The following is a 14,256-nucleotide window of genomic DNA, read 5'->3' as shown; positions in this document are numbered from 1 at the left end:
ATACGCTTGAAACAGGTTGGCCGCGGCAGGGTCTGCCGCGGCCGGATTACCTTGGAGTGACAGGACCGACCGGCCCCATCGCTCACGCCTCGGCGGCGGCTTCCTCGGGAAGCGGCTCGTCCATCGCGCCGATGTCCGCGCCCGAAGCCACGGCGGCGTCACGGCCGCCTTTGGTCGCGGCAGCGGCAACCGCCTCGCAGTACAGGCGGATGGCGCGGCTGGCGTCGTCGTTCGCCGGGACCGGGAACGCGATGCCGTCGGGCGAGACGTTCGAATCGAGGATCGCGACGACCGGGATGCCGAGGACGTTGGCTTCCTTGATCGCCAGCTCTTCCTTGTTGGCGTCGATCACGAACATCACGTCGGGGATGCCGCCCATGTCGCGGATGCCGCCGAGCGACAGCTCGAGCTTGTCGCGCTCGCGGGTCAGCTGGAGCACTTCCTTCTTGGTCAGGCCCGCGGTGTCGCCCGAGAGCTGCTCTTCCAGCGTCTTGAAGCGCTTGATCGAGCCCGAGATGGTCTTCCAGTTGGTGAGCATGCCGCCCAGCCACCGGTGGTTGACGAAGTGCTGGCCCGAGCGGCGCGCGGCCTCGGCGATCGGTTCCTGCGCCTGGCGCTTGGTGCCGACGAACAGGACCTTGCCACCCGCCTGGACGGTGGCCGAGATGAAGTCGAGCGCGCGGGCCATCAGCGGCACGGTCTGCGACAGGTCGAGGATGTGGATGCCGTTGCGGGCGCCGAAGATGTACGGCTTCATCCGCGGGTTCCAGCGGTGGGTCTGGTGGCCGAAGTGCGCGCCGGCCTCGATCAGTTCGTGCATGGTGACGACGGGAGCCGCCATAGGTAATTCCTTTCCGGTTGTGCCTCTGGGATGCAGGAACCGCCGCGGAGAGCCCGCCGGATCGGCACCGGTATGTGCGCATCCCATGTGGATTTGCCCGTGAGTGAATCGACCGAAAACCGGTGCGAATCCCTGCGGGACGGGCGCCCTTAGACCAGATTGTGCGGGATAGCTACCCCCTGCCGACCCACCAGTTGCCGCATCCCACAAGCGCCCTGCCGCAATTCCCGCTTGACAGCGTGGAACAAAACAGGAACATTGCGACTCACCGGAGCGCACTCAGGAACAGTTAACCGACGATAGAGTTTTCCACAACAGATCCACAGGCATCCCACAGGGTTTGCAGATGGAGCATTCGAGGAACAGGTTCGATGTCCGCCATTCTAGCCACGCTCGTATTTGCCTTTGCCGGAACGCTGTCGATCGCCGTCATGGCGGCAACGTGGCGTCGCCATGGCGAGCAGGTGCGGGCGCTGGTTCGCGCTTCGCGCGCGGTTGCGGACCTGCGAGACGTGACGGTGACGACCTTTGCGCCTGTTCCGGTCGGAACGGTCGCTCTGCCCCGGACCCGCAAGCAGGTCGTTCGCGTCAGTACCCGGTCGGCGGTCCGTCCTCAGTCCGCGCAGCGCGCTGCCGCCTGACCCGCGCATATCGGATCACGCCCAGCGGCATGAGTGCGAGATAGACCGCACAGATCCCTACCAGCGTCCACCACGGTTCGGTCAGCAAGGCGGCGATCACCAGTCCGCCCAGCGCGATCAGTTCCAGCCGTACGCTCCGGCGGGGGCGCAGGGACGCCCAGCTCAGCGTCGGCATGTTCGAGATCATCAGGAAGGCGACGCCGACCAGCCATGGTCCGGTCAGGAGCGGCGAGCGGAACAGGTCGTCGCCGGTCGCGATCCACAGGTAGAGCGGCAGGAACGCAAGGCCCGCGCCGACCGGTGCCGGCACTCCGGTCAGGAATCCGGCCGACTTGTGCGGCTGGTCTTCGACATCGATCCGGGCGTTGAAGCGCGCAAGGCGCAGCGCGCAGGCGATGGCCACCGCCAGCGCGGCGAACCATCCGGCGCGCGGGGCTTCCTGAAGCGACCAGAGAAACACGATCAGCGCCGGTGCGACGCCGAACGAGACGTTGTCGGCCAGGCTGTCCAGCTCGGCGCCGAAGCGCGACTGGGCCTTCAGCAGCCGGGCGATGCGCCCGTCGATGCCGTCGAGCAACCCGGCAATGATCACCGCGAGGACAGCCTTGCGCCAGTCTTCGGCGACCTGCACCGGATCGGTCCCGGACGCGGCCGTCACGGCGAAGCGGATCCCGGTCAGCCCCGAACAGAGCGCCGCTGCGGTAATCGCATTGGGGGTCATCGCCCGCAGGGTCAGTCCCCCGGGCAGACGGCGACGCCGGAGCGGCGGTCCCTCCGGCAGCTCGCTCACTGGCTGACGCCCTCGATCAGCGGAGCCTGGCCGATTTCCGCGAGGACGGTCTCGCCCGCGACGCACTTCTGGCCCATGAGCACGCGCGGCTCGGTGCCGGCGGGCAGGTAGACGTCGACCCGGCTGCCGAAGCGGATCAGTCCGACGCGCTGTCCGGCCGCAACCATGTCGCCGGCCTTGACGAACGGGATGATGCGCCGCGCAACCAGGCCGGCGATCTGGGTAAAGCCGATCTGGAGGCCGTCACTGCGCTCGACGAGGAAGTGCTGGCGCTCGTTGTCCTCGCTCGCCTTGTCGAGATCCGCGTTGAGGAACTTGCCGGGGATATAGACCACCCGGCGAATCGTCCCCGCAATCGGCGAGCGGTTGATGTGGACGTCGAACACCGACATGAAGATCGACACGCGCGTCACCGGCTCGGCGCTCATGCCGGGCGATCCGCTGCCGTCCTCGGCGATCAGCTCATGCGGCGGCGGCACCTTGCGAATCAGGGTGATGAGGCCGTCGGCCGGCGCGACGACGAACCGCTCGTCATGCGGAGTCACCCTGTGCGGATCGCGGAAGAACGCGAGAATGCCCAGCGTCAGCCCGGCCAGCGGCCAGGCGATGGTTTCCCACGCAAGGAACGCGGTGACGATGCACAGGGCCGCCGCTATCAGGCCGAACTTGCGGCCTTCGGGATGGATGGCTGGCCATGACCAGCCGGCACTGCCGCGACCGCGGTTGTCGAGTATTTCTCCGGGCATCGGACCCATCTAGGGACTGCCACCGAAGGGGACAAGCGAAACTCAGGCTGCCGCGTGCGCGCTCGCCGGCATAACCCGCGAGAGAAATTCGATGACCGCCTCGTTGAACAGGTCATTCCGATCGCCCGCGACCATGTGCCCCGCCCCGCCGATGTCGGCGACCTCGAGCGCGGGAATCCTGCGCCGCAAGTCGGCAATACCCTCGTCGGTGACGATGTCGGACTTCAGCCCTCGGACCAGGAGCGTCGGAATCGTATCGATCCCGTGTGCCTCGTCGAGTATGTCGAGAATGTGCGCGTGATTGCGCGGACCGGCGATGAAGCTCGGATCCCAGTGCCAGCGGAAGCGTCCGTCGTCGCCCTCGCGCAGGTTCTTGCGCAGGCCGTCGAGACTCTTCGGTCGCTCGCCGCCCTTGTAGGCAGAAATCGCGTCTGCCGCCTCGTCGAGGCTGGCGAATCCATCGGGATTGGCAGTCATGAAGCCGACGATCCGTTCGACTCCTTCCGCGGCCATCACCGGCACCACGTCGACCAGCACGATTGCGGCCGGCTCGAGCCCGGAGGCTGCCGCAGCGAGCGCCGAGAGCCCGCCCAGCGACGCGCCGACGAGGGCGTAGGTCGGATGCGAAACCGCGGCGATCCCGCGCAGGTCCGCAACCCGGCGCATGATCGAATAGTCCCCCGACGGGTTCCAGTCGCTGTCACCGTGCCCGAGCAGGTCGTAGTTGAGGACGTGGTAGCCAGCCGCCGCCAGCTCCGATCCCGCCTTGTCCCAGCTGTGCCGGGTCTGCCCGCCGCCATGGCCGAGGATCACCGTCGGCGCCCCGGCCTGGCCCAGTTCGTCGGCCGCGATGCACAGGCCGCCCTCTACCGGAATTATTGTCGTAGTCATGGCGATTAACTGCGCGATTAAACGGCGCTTGGCAACCAAGATGGATGATAACGGTCCGGCTCTGGAAGGGCTGGTTGGTGGACAGGGCTTCTTCCGAACTTCTAACTTCGGACGATATCTTGGCCTATCACGCAATAGCATTTCGACACTGATATCCCTTGAATTTCAGGGATTTTCGCAGGTTGAAGCCCTCGCTCCCTATCCCAACCTGTCTTGACCTATCTCCAAATCGCGTGCAGTGTTGTGGGGACGATTGTGGGGACATGGCAGCATGGGCAAGCTTACCGCGCTCGGAATCAAGGCCGCGACGAAGCCGGGCAGCTATCAGGACGGGCGCGGTCTCATGTTGCTTGTGAAGCCGTCCGGCGCCCGATCGTGGATTCTCAGACTCCAGGTGAATGGCAAGCGCCGCGACTTCGGCCTTGGCGCGCTCGCGGACGTGGGGCTCGCCGAGGCGCGGGTACGGGCTGACGAGATCCGCAAGCAATGCCGCGCCGGCATTGATCCCGTAGCGAAGAGACGCGCCGAACGACTGGCACTCGCTGGCATCCCGACATTCAAGGCGGCCGCCGAGCAAGCGCATGAAGAGCAAAAGGGCGGGTGGCGCAACCTGAAGCACCGTGACGATTGGCTGAGCAGCCTTCGCCTGTACGCCTTCCCCTCGATCGGAGAGACGCGGATCGATCAGATTGACCCGCCGATGATCCGCGACGTGCTTTTGCCCATTTGGCTGGAGAAGCCGGAGACCGCACGGCGGGTCCGGCAGCGGGTGCGCGCTGTCATGGGCTGGGCCGCTTCGAAGGGCTTCCGCCCGGCGATCGATATGTCAGTGATGGACGCCGGCCTTCCGCGCCAGCCGAAGCGCACCGGGCACTTCGCCGCGATGGACTGGGAGAAGGTTCCGGACTTCTTCAGCAAGCTCCGCAGCGGGCAGGAGACCGTTGGACGGCTGGCGCTCGCCTTCACCATCTTGACCGCGGCACGCTCGGGCGAGACGCGCGGGGCGACTTGGGAGGAGATCGACCTAGAGGCCGCAGAGTGGCGCATTCCGGGCTCCCGGATGAAGGCCGGACGCGATCACGTTGTCCCCCTCTCCCCGCATGCGCTGGCAGTGCTCGAGCAAGCGAAGAAGCATCGCAGCGGCCAGCCGGGCGCGCCGATTTTCCCGGGGCGCAAGGGCGAGCCGGTCAGCGACATGACTTTGACGAAGATCCTTCGCGACATGGGCCTGAGCGAGACGGTTCACGGCTTCCGCTCGGCATTCAAAGACTGGGCGAGCGAGGCAACCGGCTTCCCGGATGCGGTGAGCGAGGCAGCGCTCGCCCATGCCGATCAGGACAAGACCCGGGCGGCATACAAGCGAACGGATTTCCGCAGGATGCGTGTCGAACTCATGGCCGCTTGGGGCAGCTACTGCACCGCGTCCGGGCAAGTGAGCGACCTTGCCGCTCGCCGCGCGAAGAAGGCCGCCGAGGCCGGATAGAGTTTCACTGGGCTTGCCCGATGGAAGCGGGGGGCGGAGCGGGTCGCAACGCTCCGCCCCCCTGAACACCCCCGACTAAACAGGAGTCGAAAATGTCTGTGAGCGAACTACCGATGAAGAGCCTCTCCAGCAAATGCCAGGCCGCCATGATGGAGCGCGCCGACCCGGTTGCGGACTATTGGGCCGCCTTCCAATCCCATAATCGCGGGGAGTTGGACGGGGACAGCTACATCGCGAAGCTGGAGACATTGGACAATTGGGAGCCTCCGACTTGCCGCGACTATGTGCGGAAGATTCACGCTCGGCTCACCGATGGGGGGTGTCCGCCAGAGGAGATTGCTGGCCAGTTTGTCCATCAAGCTGCGAAGTTACTCGAATGTGCTGAGGCCGCTCCGCCCTGCCCGCGCCAGCCGGCCGATATCATCGATCGGATTAAGGACTTGTGCGGATTCCTTGACTATATGCTTGCCACTGCGAACTACCAGCTCAGCGACATCACCTGTGGCGATTACCAAGTGCAGCACATGCGGGAATTAGCGGATAGCTGCATGGCGACCGTTATCGTGGCGATGGAGTTTCAGGAGCAGATCGCGGACGAAGTGGAAAAACTCCGCAGGTCGCTGGAGTCCCAACCGATCGCGGCTTAACCAGCATTGCAGGGGCTAGCGCGACGGCGTGAACGCGGGTTTCCCGACCCGTTGCCCCTGCACTCTTCGGGACCGCTGTGGGAGGCGGGATGAGCAATATTCCAGACGACGAACTGGCAGCTTACCGCCTTGCGAAGCGGCAAAGCGACGCGATTGCGCACCTCATGGAGGAGTATGACCCAGGCATTGCCTGCGATGTAGAAACGCTCATAGAGCTGGACCTCCGATGGCAAGCCGGCGACCCGGATATTCGGCCAACTGCCCCGCTTCTCCGAATAGCGAGGGCGATCGGGCTAGATAGATTGCTCGCGTTGCACCGGCTTTGCAGTCCGTACTCCGCGACGGGGTACTCGCTGCATTTTTCTCGGCGCGACAGTGCTGCCCCTCCTAGGTCGGACGATCGCACTCCGCGACGCTATCGGAACGAAATCGATCGCGCCCGGCGGCGCGCCGCCTCGGTCCGGAGGCATAATGCTCAGCGGCTTGGCCTGCGTACGCTCCAACTTCGCGAAGGCGGGCTAAGGCATCGCGAAGCGCTAACCCAAGCCGCGAAAGAGCTATTCCCCGGAAGGAGCAAGCGCTGGCAGGATGAGCTTTACAAGGAATTCCAGGAGACTGCCCGGAAGGCCAATTTTGTTGCCGGATTCGGGGTGGCGGGCTTCGGTCCAGTGGGGGCTCCGGTTGCAGCACTGAAGCACATTCGCCCTCCGAAAGGCCGCCCCGCCAAGTCGAAATGATGCAAAACGCGGTGACGACAGAAAGGCAATTTTTCCGCGATTAACACTGCCTCATTGTCACCCCCTATCCACACTGATCGGGGATGATCAATGCAAGTCGCACCCTCTGAATCCATCGCTCGCCCGGCCGTAGAACGGCTTGGCTACTCCGTCCCTGAGGCGGCCGAAGCAGTCCCTTGCAGCGTTCCGCACGTCTGGCGATTGATCGCACAAGGCAAGCTTCGTGCGACGAAGGTGGGGCGTCGGACGATCATCCCGGCAAGCGCCCTAAGGGACCTCGTTGAAGGCAAGGCGGCCTGAGCCGTGCCCGGCAAGCGAAAGGCCCCGGCTCGCGCCGAGGCCCCCGGAAGGACTGCAAATGACCGCCTAGACGGTACGCGGTTCGGCTGGCGCGCGCAATTGTTCGCGGCCCGATTTGCTGTCTCGCTGGAGATGGCCGCGGCGATCGCGGTGCTCGCCTTGGGAGGCGCTCATGGCTGAGGTCACCGGAAACGGCAAAGCGGTCATAGTCCAACTGGCCCATGGCTTTCGGGTCGATTTATTCGCGAGGTTCCCGCTTACTGGCGAGACCAGGCGCCTCGACCCCTGCCATTATCCCACCCTTCAATTGGCCCGCCAGTTCGCGGAGATGGTGGCCAAATCGACCGGGATCACGATCGAAGAGAAGCTGCGGAGCCCCCGCGCATGACCTCCGCCCAGCCGCTCCCCGCGGTCACCATCGCGCCACACCATGCCGGCGGCTTCGCGGTCTCGATCGGGATAGGCTGGCCCAGCCGCTTCCCGGATCACCGGAGCGCGCGCGAGCATGGCCAGGCGCTCGCCAGCGAGCGCGAATTGCCCCTTCTCGACCTCTGCGAAATCGAAAGGCCGGACTGAGTGTCACGGGGGCGGGATTTCACCACTGTACCGGTTGCGGCGATCGGAGATGGCCGGTTGACCGCCCATGACCTGCGAGTGCTCATGGCCATCAGCCTGCATGACGGTATGAGCCTGAAAAAGGGAAGCGGCGGGGGCTGCTACGCGAAGCACGAGACGCTTTGGAAGATGATTGGCAGCGATGCCGCGCGCTTCTCTCGGAGCCTCAAACGGCTTGTGGATACCGGGTACGTCACGAAAGAGGATCAACAAGGGGATGCTCGCCGCAAGACACTGCGCGTCGATTTTAGCGTCTCCGATACTTGTCAGCGAGAGCAACTATCTCGCGAGGCGGCCGAGAACGACACTCTAGATTTTGTTGACTCAGGCGACAACCATTTCGCGGAGATTGTTGACCATCCGGGCAACCTTCACGGAGAATTAGTTGACAACCGCGATCGTGAAAACAGCGGTTTCTCTAGCGAAATCGCTCCACACTATACTCCTCTAAGAGGTAAACTAGATTCAGTTAAAACTGATGGACTAGATTCAGTAGAAACTGCGCGCCCTTCGGTCGCGCTCCATGATGTCCAGGATCTTGTGAGCAAGGCGGGTGGACAACTTCGCACCGATGCGAGGTCACCCCTCTCCCAGAAAAAAGATGGCGCCAAAGCGCGGGCTACCGAGTGGGCGCGTCTCGCAACCGTCCTGCCCAGTGACTTCGAAACGCTCTCCGCTGAGACCAGACTTGAGAAGGTAGAGAAGGCAGTGGCGCAATTTGGCGGCATCGCCCGGCTCCACCCAGCCGATCGGGAAAAACTGTGCAGGTGGCTCTGCATCCTCGCCGAAGAATTTCCGGGCGTCTCGCCATGGGCGGGCCGGCTGATGGCCGCATATGTTCCGGAGGCCGCATGATCGCCCTCTCCCCCTTCCCTACCCCGCGACGTGCCCCGCGCGGCGAGCAAGAAAGGCACTCGCAATGAGCGTGACCCAGTTCCCCCTCTATCTCCGGACGGTGTACCAGCCGGACCCGGCAACGAAGTCCGCATTCCTCGCCGAAGTGGACGCGATCGCGAACGGCGGCGAAAAGCGCCTTGAACGGTTTGCGTCGGATACTCAGCGCATTCTCGACCAGGCGCTGAAGGTCCCCCGCAACTCGCTTGGCGCGCTCGACCTTGGAACCGAACAGGCGCGAGCGGCGGCCATCGCAACGGAAGGGCGGGCGGCCGCGGCGCGCGAACTGGCAGCGGCAACCCGGCTGGCAGCAACAAGCGCGGGCGACTACTCGCAACAGGCCCGGCTGGCGACCGCGGCGGCCGAAGCACTGGCGATCGATGAAGAGCGGGCGGCCATGGCGGCGCGCGCCCATGCCGAAGCCGTGGGGCAGCTACAGGCCGCATTGAACCGCCAGACGGGCGCAACCGACGCAGCCGCAGCGGCATCGGTTCGGGCGACGGCCGCAAACGACAACGTGACAATGGCGACTGGGGCGCAGCGCCAAGGGCTCCAGCAACTCGGCTATCAGCTCGGCGACGTGGCGACCATGTACGCGCTCGGCGCACGGCCGGCCCAGATCTTCGCCAGCCAAATTGGCCAGATCACGCAGGCAGTGCAGCTCATGTCGGGCGGCACTTCGCGCTTGGCGGGCTTCCTCGGCGGCCCATGGGGCATTGCGATCACCACGGCGACCATCGCACTCTCGCCCTTCATCGGGAAGCTTTTCGACTCCTCCGACGCAGCCGACAAAGCCGCGGACAGTTTCAAGAGCGCGGCGGACGAAGCGCGCGGGCTCATAGGCGCGATGAATGCCCTCGCGCTGAACGACAAGCGGATCCAGCTCAACAAGCTGACAGAGGAGCGGCTGGGGCTCGAGAACCTTGTCGCGAAGAACCCCTACGCGACGGACCCGGGCTACATGGGCGGCTGGTTTCAGGCACCGGGCGGGGCAAAGCGCCGGCTTGCCGAGATCCGTCAGGAGGAACTGCCCCTTCGCAATGAGATCAGTATCGCCGATGCCGAAAACGAAAAGGCGGACGCGAAGGCGCGCGAGAGGGAGCGCGAGAAGGCGAACAAGAGCCGCGACCATCATCGCGCCCGCGCGGCCGGGCTCAGCGATGCCGAGCGAGCCACCAAGCGCGCAACGGAGGCGACGGAGACCTTCATCACCTCGCTCCAGGACGAGATCGCCCGGCTGGGCCTGAACGCGAAACAACTGCGCATGCTTGAGGTGGCGAAGGCGCGCGACGCAGCGGTGACGGACGCCCAGAAAGCGAAGATCTCCGAACTCAGCGCGGCGCGTGAGATCGCGATCAAGCGCGAGGAAGCGCTCGCGAAGATCATGGAGCGGGTCCGGCAGGCCCAGACCATTGGGAAGGCAGACAATGACCGGCTGGCTGCGCTGGACCGCGAATTCGCCCTTCTCGGCAAGGTAGGCCCGGCGCGCGAGGTCGCGGCGCTGGAGCTGGAGAAAGAGGCCTTCATGGCGGAGCACGCCGCGCTGGGCATCCAGGGCGCTACCGCCGCATGGGAGGAATACTACCAGACCTCGCTCCGCAACATCTATGAACAGTCGCGGCTGGAGCGGGATGCAGAGGCCGCCGAGCGGGCTCGAGATGCGATCGCAGAGCTGGCTCAGTCGCTGAGCGGGCTTGGCGGCGCGGGCGGAATCGCGGGGACCTTGCTGAACCTCACACAAGGCCGGTTCGGCAACATCGGCGGCCCCTTCGGCGCATTGCTCCAGACGGTCAACGCCATCCCCATGGGCCGAAACCCGGACGGCAGCACCCGCTACCTTGCGGACCGGATCGAAGCGATTTTCTCCGGCAAGGGCTCCCCGTTCGGACAGACGATCGCCGGCCTTCTCCAGGGCGGCGGCATCGGCATCGCGGCCGGCTCGACCGTACTGGGGCAGCGCGGCAACAATGCGGGCTCCTTCATCGGCGGCGCGCTTGGCGAAGCGGCATTCAAGAAGCTCGCGCCAAAGTTGTTCGCGAAGCTTGGCGACTTCGCCGGGCCGATCGGATCGATCGTCGGCGGGCTACTTGGCGGCGTGCTCGGCTCGGCGTTCAACAAGGTGAAGAAGGGCTACGCGGTTGTCGGACAGGGCGGCGTGACCGTGGGAGGCAACAGTGCCGACCTCATGGCCAGCTCGAAAACGAGCGGCACGGGTATTCAGTCGGCGATCAATGCCATCGCTGAGCAACTGGGCGCGCAAGTCGGAGCCTACACAGTCTCGATCGGGAAGCGCTCGAGCGGCTGGATCCGGGTCTCCGCGTCCGGCTCTTCGAAGGTCGCGGACAAGTCCTACAACAAGGGCCCGGACGTGCTCTACAACGGGAAGGACGAAGCCGAGGCGATGCGAATCGCCATCCTGAACGCGCTTCAGGACGGGGCGATCAAAGGCGTTCGCGAGGGGACCCAGCGCCTCCTGAAGGCGGGCGGGGACCTCGAGACGCAACTCAAAAAGGCCCTCGACTTCGAGTCCGTATTCACCCGCTTGAAGGGCTATACCGACCCCGTGGGCGCGGCCCTCGATACACTGGACCGCGAATTCGAGCGGCTGAAGAAGGTATTCGGTGAGGCCGGTGCGACCGCGGCCGAATATGCCGACCTCGAAAAGCTTTACGGACTGGAGCGGGCGAAGGCGATCAAGTCGGCGCTCGACCAGGTGGCGGGCTCGCTGCGGTCCTTCCTCGATGACCTTGGCATCGGCGACAACGGCCTCTCCCTCCGCGATCGGCAGGCGGCTGCGCAGGCGAAGTATGCTCCTCTCGCTGAGCGGGTCCGCGCGGGCGACTCCACCGCTTTTGACGACTACGCCCAAGCCTCCCGCGACTTGCTGGATATCACCAGACAGCTCTACGGCTCCCAATCGCCCTATTTCGACCTCATGGGGCAGATCCGGAGTGAGGGACAGGGCGCGCTCGACAAGGCGCAGGCCGCTGCGGATCTCAGCGCCGGGCGCGACAGTCCTTTCTCGAATTCGCCTACGGCAAACACGTCCGACAACGCGGCGGTTGTGGGCGCGATCGATGCGCAAACCGAGGCCCTCTTGGCAGGGCTTGGCGGCCGGCTGGACCTCCTCAATTCGAACTTGGTCACCTCGCTCCAGATGCAGGCGGCGAACTCGAATGACGGCGGGGTCCTCTTCGGCCGAATCGGAAACAAGTCCAACTTTTGACCCAGGCCGGCCGCGCGTGCCCCGCGGTCCGCCCAACTGTGAAGGCGAATGAGTATGAGTGAGTTATCGAAGCGGCCGGCTTACGTCCGGCATAATGGGCGCATGAAGGCGTTCAGCGAACTGTCCGGTGCCGAGATCGCAGCGAGCGTCTCTCCCGCTACGCGCGGAACGCTCGCCCATGCGCTCGGCGCTGGCGCGGCCCAGCCGGCTGGCCCCCGGGGCCGGATCAAGGCGGTTGCGCACGCGATCGCGAACGACCCCGCCTGCAAGGGCAAAGCCGCGCTCGCGCTGCAAATGCTCGCCGATGACGACTACGCCGCGCTCAACGGCTCAGCTTTGGTGAAGCTGATCGGGCGCTCGCCCGCGTTGGGGAAAAACGACGATGACGCACGGGAGGAGATGCGCGCGGTGCTCGCCGAAACCGCCGGCTATGTCGCCTCCGCGCCAAGCCCTTCGACCCCAGCGAGCGTTGCGGAAATGTGGGACCGCGCGGCGAAGGCAAACCGCGGCGAATTCGGGGAGTCGTGACCATGGCGACCTCGAATTTCGCCGAGGCTCGCGCCTCGCTGGAGGCTGTTGACCTCACTTCGGAGAACGCCCGCATTGCCGATATCAACGCCGAGCAAGCGCGCATTGAGGCGGCCATAGAGAGGGCGCAGGAACGGAGCCGCGAAATCACGGCCATCCTCGCCGATCGGCGCGAGCCGATGGGGCAGGCCGTGGCGGACGCCCTTCTCGCCGATCGGGCCGCTCGCGATGCCGCAACGCAGGTCGATACCGACGAAGCGCTGAAGGCGGAGCGAACGGCGCTTGATTTGGGTATGCGCGAGCTTCGGAGCCGGTTCAGCTCTTTCGAAGAGGACAAGCGCGAGATCACGATCAGGGCGCGCGGGAAGTTGGCCGGTGCAGCCGGACCTTGGCTTGCCGAGTTGACAGCGGAAGCCCAGCGGGCCGCCGAGCAACTGGTTACGTCCTACGTCACGATTGCCGCGGTTACCGATGCGACGGGCTCGCAGCTCCCCCAGGGTTTGCAGCGAGCGGTAGAGGGCGTCATGGGCGAACTGCGCATGTTGCCTTGGCGCCGGCAGGTAGCGGTCTCGCCCGTGATCCTAGAGGCCCTCGAGCCGCTCAGGCGCAAGGGGCTGGCAGCGCCCTCCCGGATCCGGAGCGTTGTGCAAATGCCATAGCCAAGACTGCATCGAAAACGGGCGAAGTGGTATCCGCCCGGCCCGCGCGTTCCATTCCTTCCGCGCGGGACGCAGGCCGCCGGAGCATCGCGCTTCGGCGGCCTTTGCTTACCTGAGGCCTCGCCGCATTGCTTCTTCTGTGATCGTAGCCAGCAACTCGACAGCGAACTCATCTCCTAGCGCGTCAAAGCGCTCATGCAGTCGCTCGAGATAGGTGTCCGCAAGGTCTAGTGCTTTGAGGCACTCCCAGGCGGAACCGTCAATGAATCGCGCGACTTCCTGCACGATCGACTCGCGTTGACTGATCCAATTGTCGAGTAAGGCAATTGCCTCGATTTTCGCAGCCTCCTCGAAGGACATGCCTTCGGGCGGCTCAATCGTGGTTATTCGCTCATCGAAGAAATCAGCGGTCAATTGCCAGCGGAGGCGGACGCTGGTTTCTTCCCAATTTGCCATTGCAGCATTTGCCTGATCAACCGCCACCTGCCCTAGGGCGATCGCCTTTGCCCGGTTCCGCTCATTCTGCCGAGCCTGCCACCATTTCAGCATTGTGCCCCCTCGAATCGCGCTTGCTAACGATAGCCTCCCTTCCACGAACTGAAACTTTGAACTGTGCCAAACCGCAAAGGCGAGCGGCCGCCAGAAAAATGCGGTCCCCTAGCGCTATGGGGCGCAATTTTCGGTGGGTAGGACCCGCGATTTCATGCGCGAGACTATGGGTAACTGTCGCATTCGTGCGTAGAGCGGCAGCATCCTGTCGCCCTTGCCGATTGCGGATTTCTGCCCATCCACTCGTCAGTTCCCGGACTATTTAGCGGCGGCATCCGGGACTGCCACCGGAGCGGCATCTCTTACCCATTCGGGGGTAGCGTCGCCCGGTGTGCCATCTTGATCCTCCGGTTCGCCGAGCACGAAGTCTAAGCAATAGACGGAGAAAGTATGGGCGACGGACTGAGGCAAGAGAGTGGCGATGAACCTGCACTCGCCTTTGGCTCCGATCCGGGTTGCGCCCTGAGCAATGCCGCGCCCAGGCTTGAGCCAGTCACTGAGTATCAACGATCCGGAGACCGCCGCGCTGAAGGTTCGCGCCGAAGTGAGAGGATTGTCGATATCAATGCGGTAGTGGAGGAAGCAGTCCGGCTCCGCGAAAGTCGTATCGAGCGTGAAGAAGTGGACCTGCCCATCCGGCTTCGGCCGGAATGTCCCCATGAGCTTCGGCGAGTGAAAGCAGTACCGGTTCCCAATCCACCTCCCTTCT

General features: G+C 64.7%; 16 protein-coding genes. 10 read left to right on the top strand and 6 right to left on the bottom strand.

The genetic code is table 11. From position 1 onward, the window contains the following. Nucleotides 1–82: 82 nt before the first annotated feature. Nucleotides 83–841: a 30S ribosomal protein S2 gene (gene rpsB, locus AC3WLD_RS12720; protein ID WP_492557337.1), complete on the bottom strand. Its 759-nt coding sequence runs from the start codon at nt 839–841 to the stop codon at nt 83–85. 371 nt (nt 842–1,212) lie between these two features. On the opposite strand from rpsB, the gene AC3WLD_RS12715 reads away from it, so the two are divergent. After that, the gene (locus AC3WLD_RS12715; protein ID WP_492557336.1) at nt 1,213–1,482 is read left to right on the top strand and encodes a hypothetical protein; all 270 of its coding nucleotides are present in this window, start codon (nt 1,213–1,215) and stop codon (nt 1,480–1,482) included. On the opposite strand, the gene AC3WLD_RS12710 is transcribed toward AC3WLD_RS12715, so the two are convergent. Genes AC3WLD_RS12710 through AC3WLD_RS12700 form a run of 3 tightly spaced genes read right to left on the bottom strand, consistent with a single transcriptional unit; the run spans nt 1,430 to nt 3,909 of the window. Next, nucleotides 1,430–2,272, bottom strand: a complete 843-nt coding sequence (locus AC3WLD_RS12710; protein WP_492557335.1) for a CDP-alcohol phosphatidyltransferase family protein — start codon at nt 2,270–2,272, stop codon at nt 1,430–1,432. The two genes, AC3WLD_RS12715 and AC3WLD_RS12710, sit on opposite strands and share 53 nt — an antisense overlap. Further along, nucleotides 2,269–3,018: a phosphatidylserine decarboxylase gene (locus AC3WLD_RS12705; protein ID WP_492557334.1), complete on the bottom strand. Its 750-nt coding sequence runs from the start codon at nt 3,016–3,018 to the stop codon at nt 2,269–2,271. The genes AC3WLD_RS12710 and AC3WLD_RS12705 overlap by 4 nt, the downstream gene beginning before the upstream one ends. A gap of 42 nt (nt 3,019–3,060) precedes the next feature. Beyond that, the gene (locus AC3WLD_RS12700) at nt 3,061–3,909 is read right to left on the bottom strand and encodes an alpha/beta fold hydrolase (RefSeq protein ID WP_492557333.1); all 849 of its coding nucleotides are present in this window, start codon (nt 3,907–3,909) and stop codon (nt 3,061–3,063) included. Between the two features lie 271 nt (nt 3,910–4,180). On the opposite strand from AC3WLD_RS12700, the gene AC3WLD_RS12695 reads away from it, so the two are divergent. From AC3WLD_RS12695 to AC3WLD_RS12655, 9 genes are all read left to right on the top strand, one after another. Further along, complete coding sequence (locus AC3WLD_RS12695; RefSeq protein WP_492557332.1) at nt 4,181–5,392, top strand: tyrosine-type recombinase/integrase; 1,212 nt, start codon at nt 4,181–4,183, stop codon at nt 5,390–5,392. A 92-nt stretch (nt 5,393–5,484) separates the two neighbouring features. Further along, nucleotides 5,485–6,039, top strand: coding sequence for a hypothetical protein (locus tag AC3WLD_RS12690; RefSeq protein ID WP_492557331.1), 555 nt, complete (start codon nt 5,485–5,487; stop codon nt 6,037–6,039). An 827-nt stretch (nt 6,040–6,866) separates the two neighbouring features. Next, entirely contained in the window at nt 6,867–7,076 is a 210-nt protein-coding gene (locus AC3WLD_RS12685; RefSeq protein ID WP_492557330.1) for a helix-turn-helix domain-containing protein, read from the top strand. 172 nt (nt 7,077–7,248) lie between these two features. Next, nucleotides 7,249–7,464, top strand: a complete 216-nt coding sequence (locus AC3WLD_RS12680) for a hypothetical protein (protein ID WP_492557329.1) — start codon at nt 7,249–7,251, stop codon at nt 7,462–7,464. Then, on the top strand, nt 7,461–7,652 hold the full coding sequence (locus AC3WLD_RS12675; RefSeq protein ID WP_492557328.1) for a hypothetical protein: 192 nt from the start codon (nt 7,461–7,463) through the stop codon (nt 7,650–7,652). Before AC3WLD_RS12680 ends, AC3WLD_RS12675 begins: the two co-directional genes overlap by 4 nt. Before the next feature lie 84 nt (nt 7,653–7,736). Continuing rightward, nucleotides 7,737–8,546 carry a MarR family transcriptional regulator gene (locus AC3WLD_RS12670; protein ID WP_492557327.1) on the top strand — a complete coding sequence of 270 codons (810 nt, stop codon included), beginning with the start codon at nt 7,737–7,739 and terminating at the stop codon, nt 8,544–8,546. Nucleotides 8,547–8,610: 64 nt separating this feature from the next. Further along, nucleotides 8,611–11,811, top strand: coding sequence for a hypothetical protein (locus tag AC3WLD_RS12665; protein ID WP_492557326.1), 3,201 nt, complete (start codon nt 8,611–8,613; stop codon nt 11,809–11,811). Nucleotides 11,812–11,913: 102 nt separating this feature from the next. Next, nucleotides 11,914–12,339 carry a hypothetical protein gene (locus tag AC3WLD_RS12660; RefSeq protein ID WP_492557325.1) on the top strand — a complete coding sequence of 142 codons (426 nt, stop codon included), beginning with the start codon at nt 11,914–11,916 and terminating at the stop codon, nt 12,337–12,339. A 2-nt stretch (nt 12,340–12,341) separates the two neighbouring features. Continuing rightward, nucleotides 12,342–12,998: a hypothetical protein gene (locus AC3WLD_RS12655; protein ID WP_492557324.1), complete on the top strand. Its 657-nt coding sequence runs from the start codon at nt 12,342–12,344 to the stop codon at nt 12,996–12,998. A 108-nt stretch (nt 12,999–13,106) separates the two neighbouring features. Here the strand turns inward: AC3WLD_RS12655 and AC3WLD_RS12650 are convergent, their stop codons facing one another. Next, entirely contained in the window at nt 13,107–13,547 is a 441-nt protein-coding gene (locus tag AC3WLD_RS12650) for a hypothetical protein (protein WP_492557323.1), read from the bottom strand. Nucleotides 13,548–13,805: 258 nt separating this feature from the next. Next, complete coding sequence (locus AC3WLD_RS12645; protein WP_492557322.1) at nt 13,806–14,207, bottom strand: hypothetical protein; 402 nt, start codon at nt 14,205–14,207, stop codon at nt 13,806–13,808. Nucleotides 14,208–14,256: the final 49 nt, after the last annotated feature.

This window comes from Novosphingobium sp. FW305-C-111 (assembly GCF_058783565.1).
Note: the sequence above shows the minus strand (reverse complement) of the source record. Positions and strands in the feature narration are given on the sequence as shown.

Excerpts from the sequence above, each read along its gene's own strand:
- rpsB (WP_492557337.1), bottom strand. The coding sequence starts at position 841 with ATGGCGGCTCCCGTCGTCACCATGCACGAACTGATCGAGGCCGGCGCG.
- AC3WLD_RS12715 (WP_492557336.1), top strand. The coding sequence starts at position 1,213 with ATGTCCGCCATTCTAGCCACGCTCGTATTTGCCTTTGCCGGAACGCTG.
- AC3WLD_RS12645 (WP_492557322.1), bottom strand. The coding sequence starts at position 14,207 with ATGGGGACATTCCGGCCGAAGCCGGATGGGCAGGTCCACTTCTTCACG.
- AC3WLD_RS12660 (WP_492557325.1), top strand. The coding sequence starts at position 11,914 with ATGAAGGCGTTCAGCGAACTGTCCGGTGCCGAGATCGCAGCGAGCGTC.
- AC3WLD_RS12695 (WP_492557332.1), top strand. The coding sequence starts at position 4,181 with ATGGGCAAGCTTACCGCGCTCGGAATCAAGGCCGCGACGAAGCCGGGC.
- AC3WLD_RS12690 (WP_492557331.1), top strand. The coding sequence starts at position 5,485 with ATGTCTGTGAGCGAACTACCGATGAAGAGCCTCTCCAGCAAATGCCAG.
- AC3WLD_RS12675 (WP_492557328.1), top strand. The coding sequence starts at position 7,461 with ATGACCTCCGCCCAGCCGCTCCCCGCGGTCACCATCGCGCCACACCAT.
- AC3WLD_RS12700 (WP_492557333.1), bottom strand. The coding sequence starts at position 3,909 with ATGACTACGACAATAATTCCGGTAGAGGGCGGCCTGTGCATCGCGGCC.
- AC3WLD_RS12705 (WP_492557334.1), bottom strand. The coding sequence starts at position 3,018 with ATGCCCGGAGAAATACTCGACAACCGCGGTCGCGGCAGTGCCGGCTGG.
- AC3WLD_RS12685 (WP_492557330.1), top strand. The coding sequence starts at position 6,867 with ATGCAAGTCGCACCCTCTGAATCCATCGCTCGCCCGGCCGTAGAACGG.
- AC3WLD_RS12650 (WP_492557323.1), bottom strand. The coding sequence starts at position 13,547 with ATGCTGAAATGGTGGCAGGCTCGGCAGAATGAGCGGAACCGGGCAAAG.
- AC3WLD_RS12670 (WP_492557327.1), top strand. The coding sequence starts at position 7,737 with ATGGCCATCAGCCTGCATGACGGTATGAGCCTGAAAAAGGGAAGCGGC.
- AC3WLD_RS12665 (WP_492557326.1), top strand. The coding sequence starts at position 8,611 with ATGAGCGTGACCCAGTTCCCCCTCTATCTCCGGACGGTGTACCAGCCG.
- AC3WLD_RS12680 (WP_492557329.1), top strand. The coding sequence starts at position 7,249 with ATGGCTGAGGTCACCGGAAACGGCAAAGCGGTCATAGTCCAACTGGCC.
- AC3WLD_RS12655 (WP_492557324.1), top strand. The coding sequence starts at position 12,342 with ATGGCGACCTCGAATTTCGCCGAGGCTCGCGCCTCGCTGGAGGCTGTT.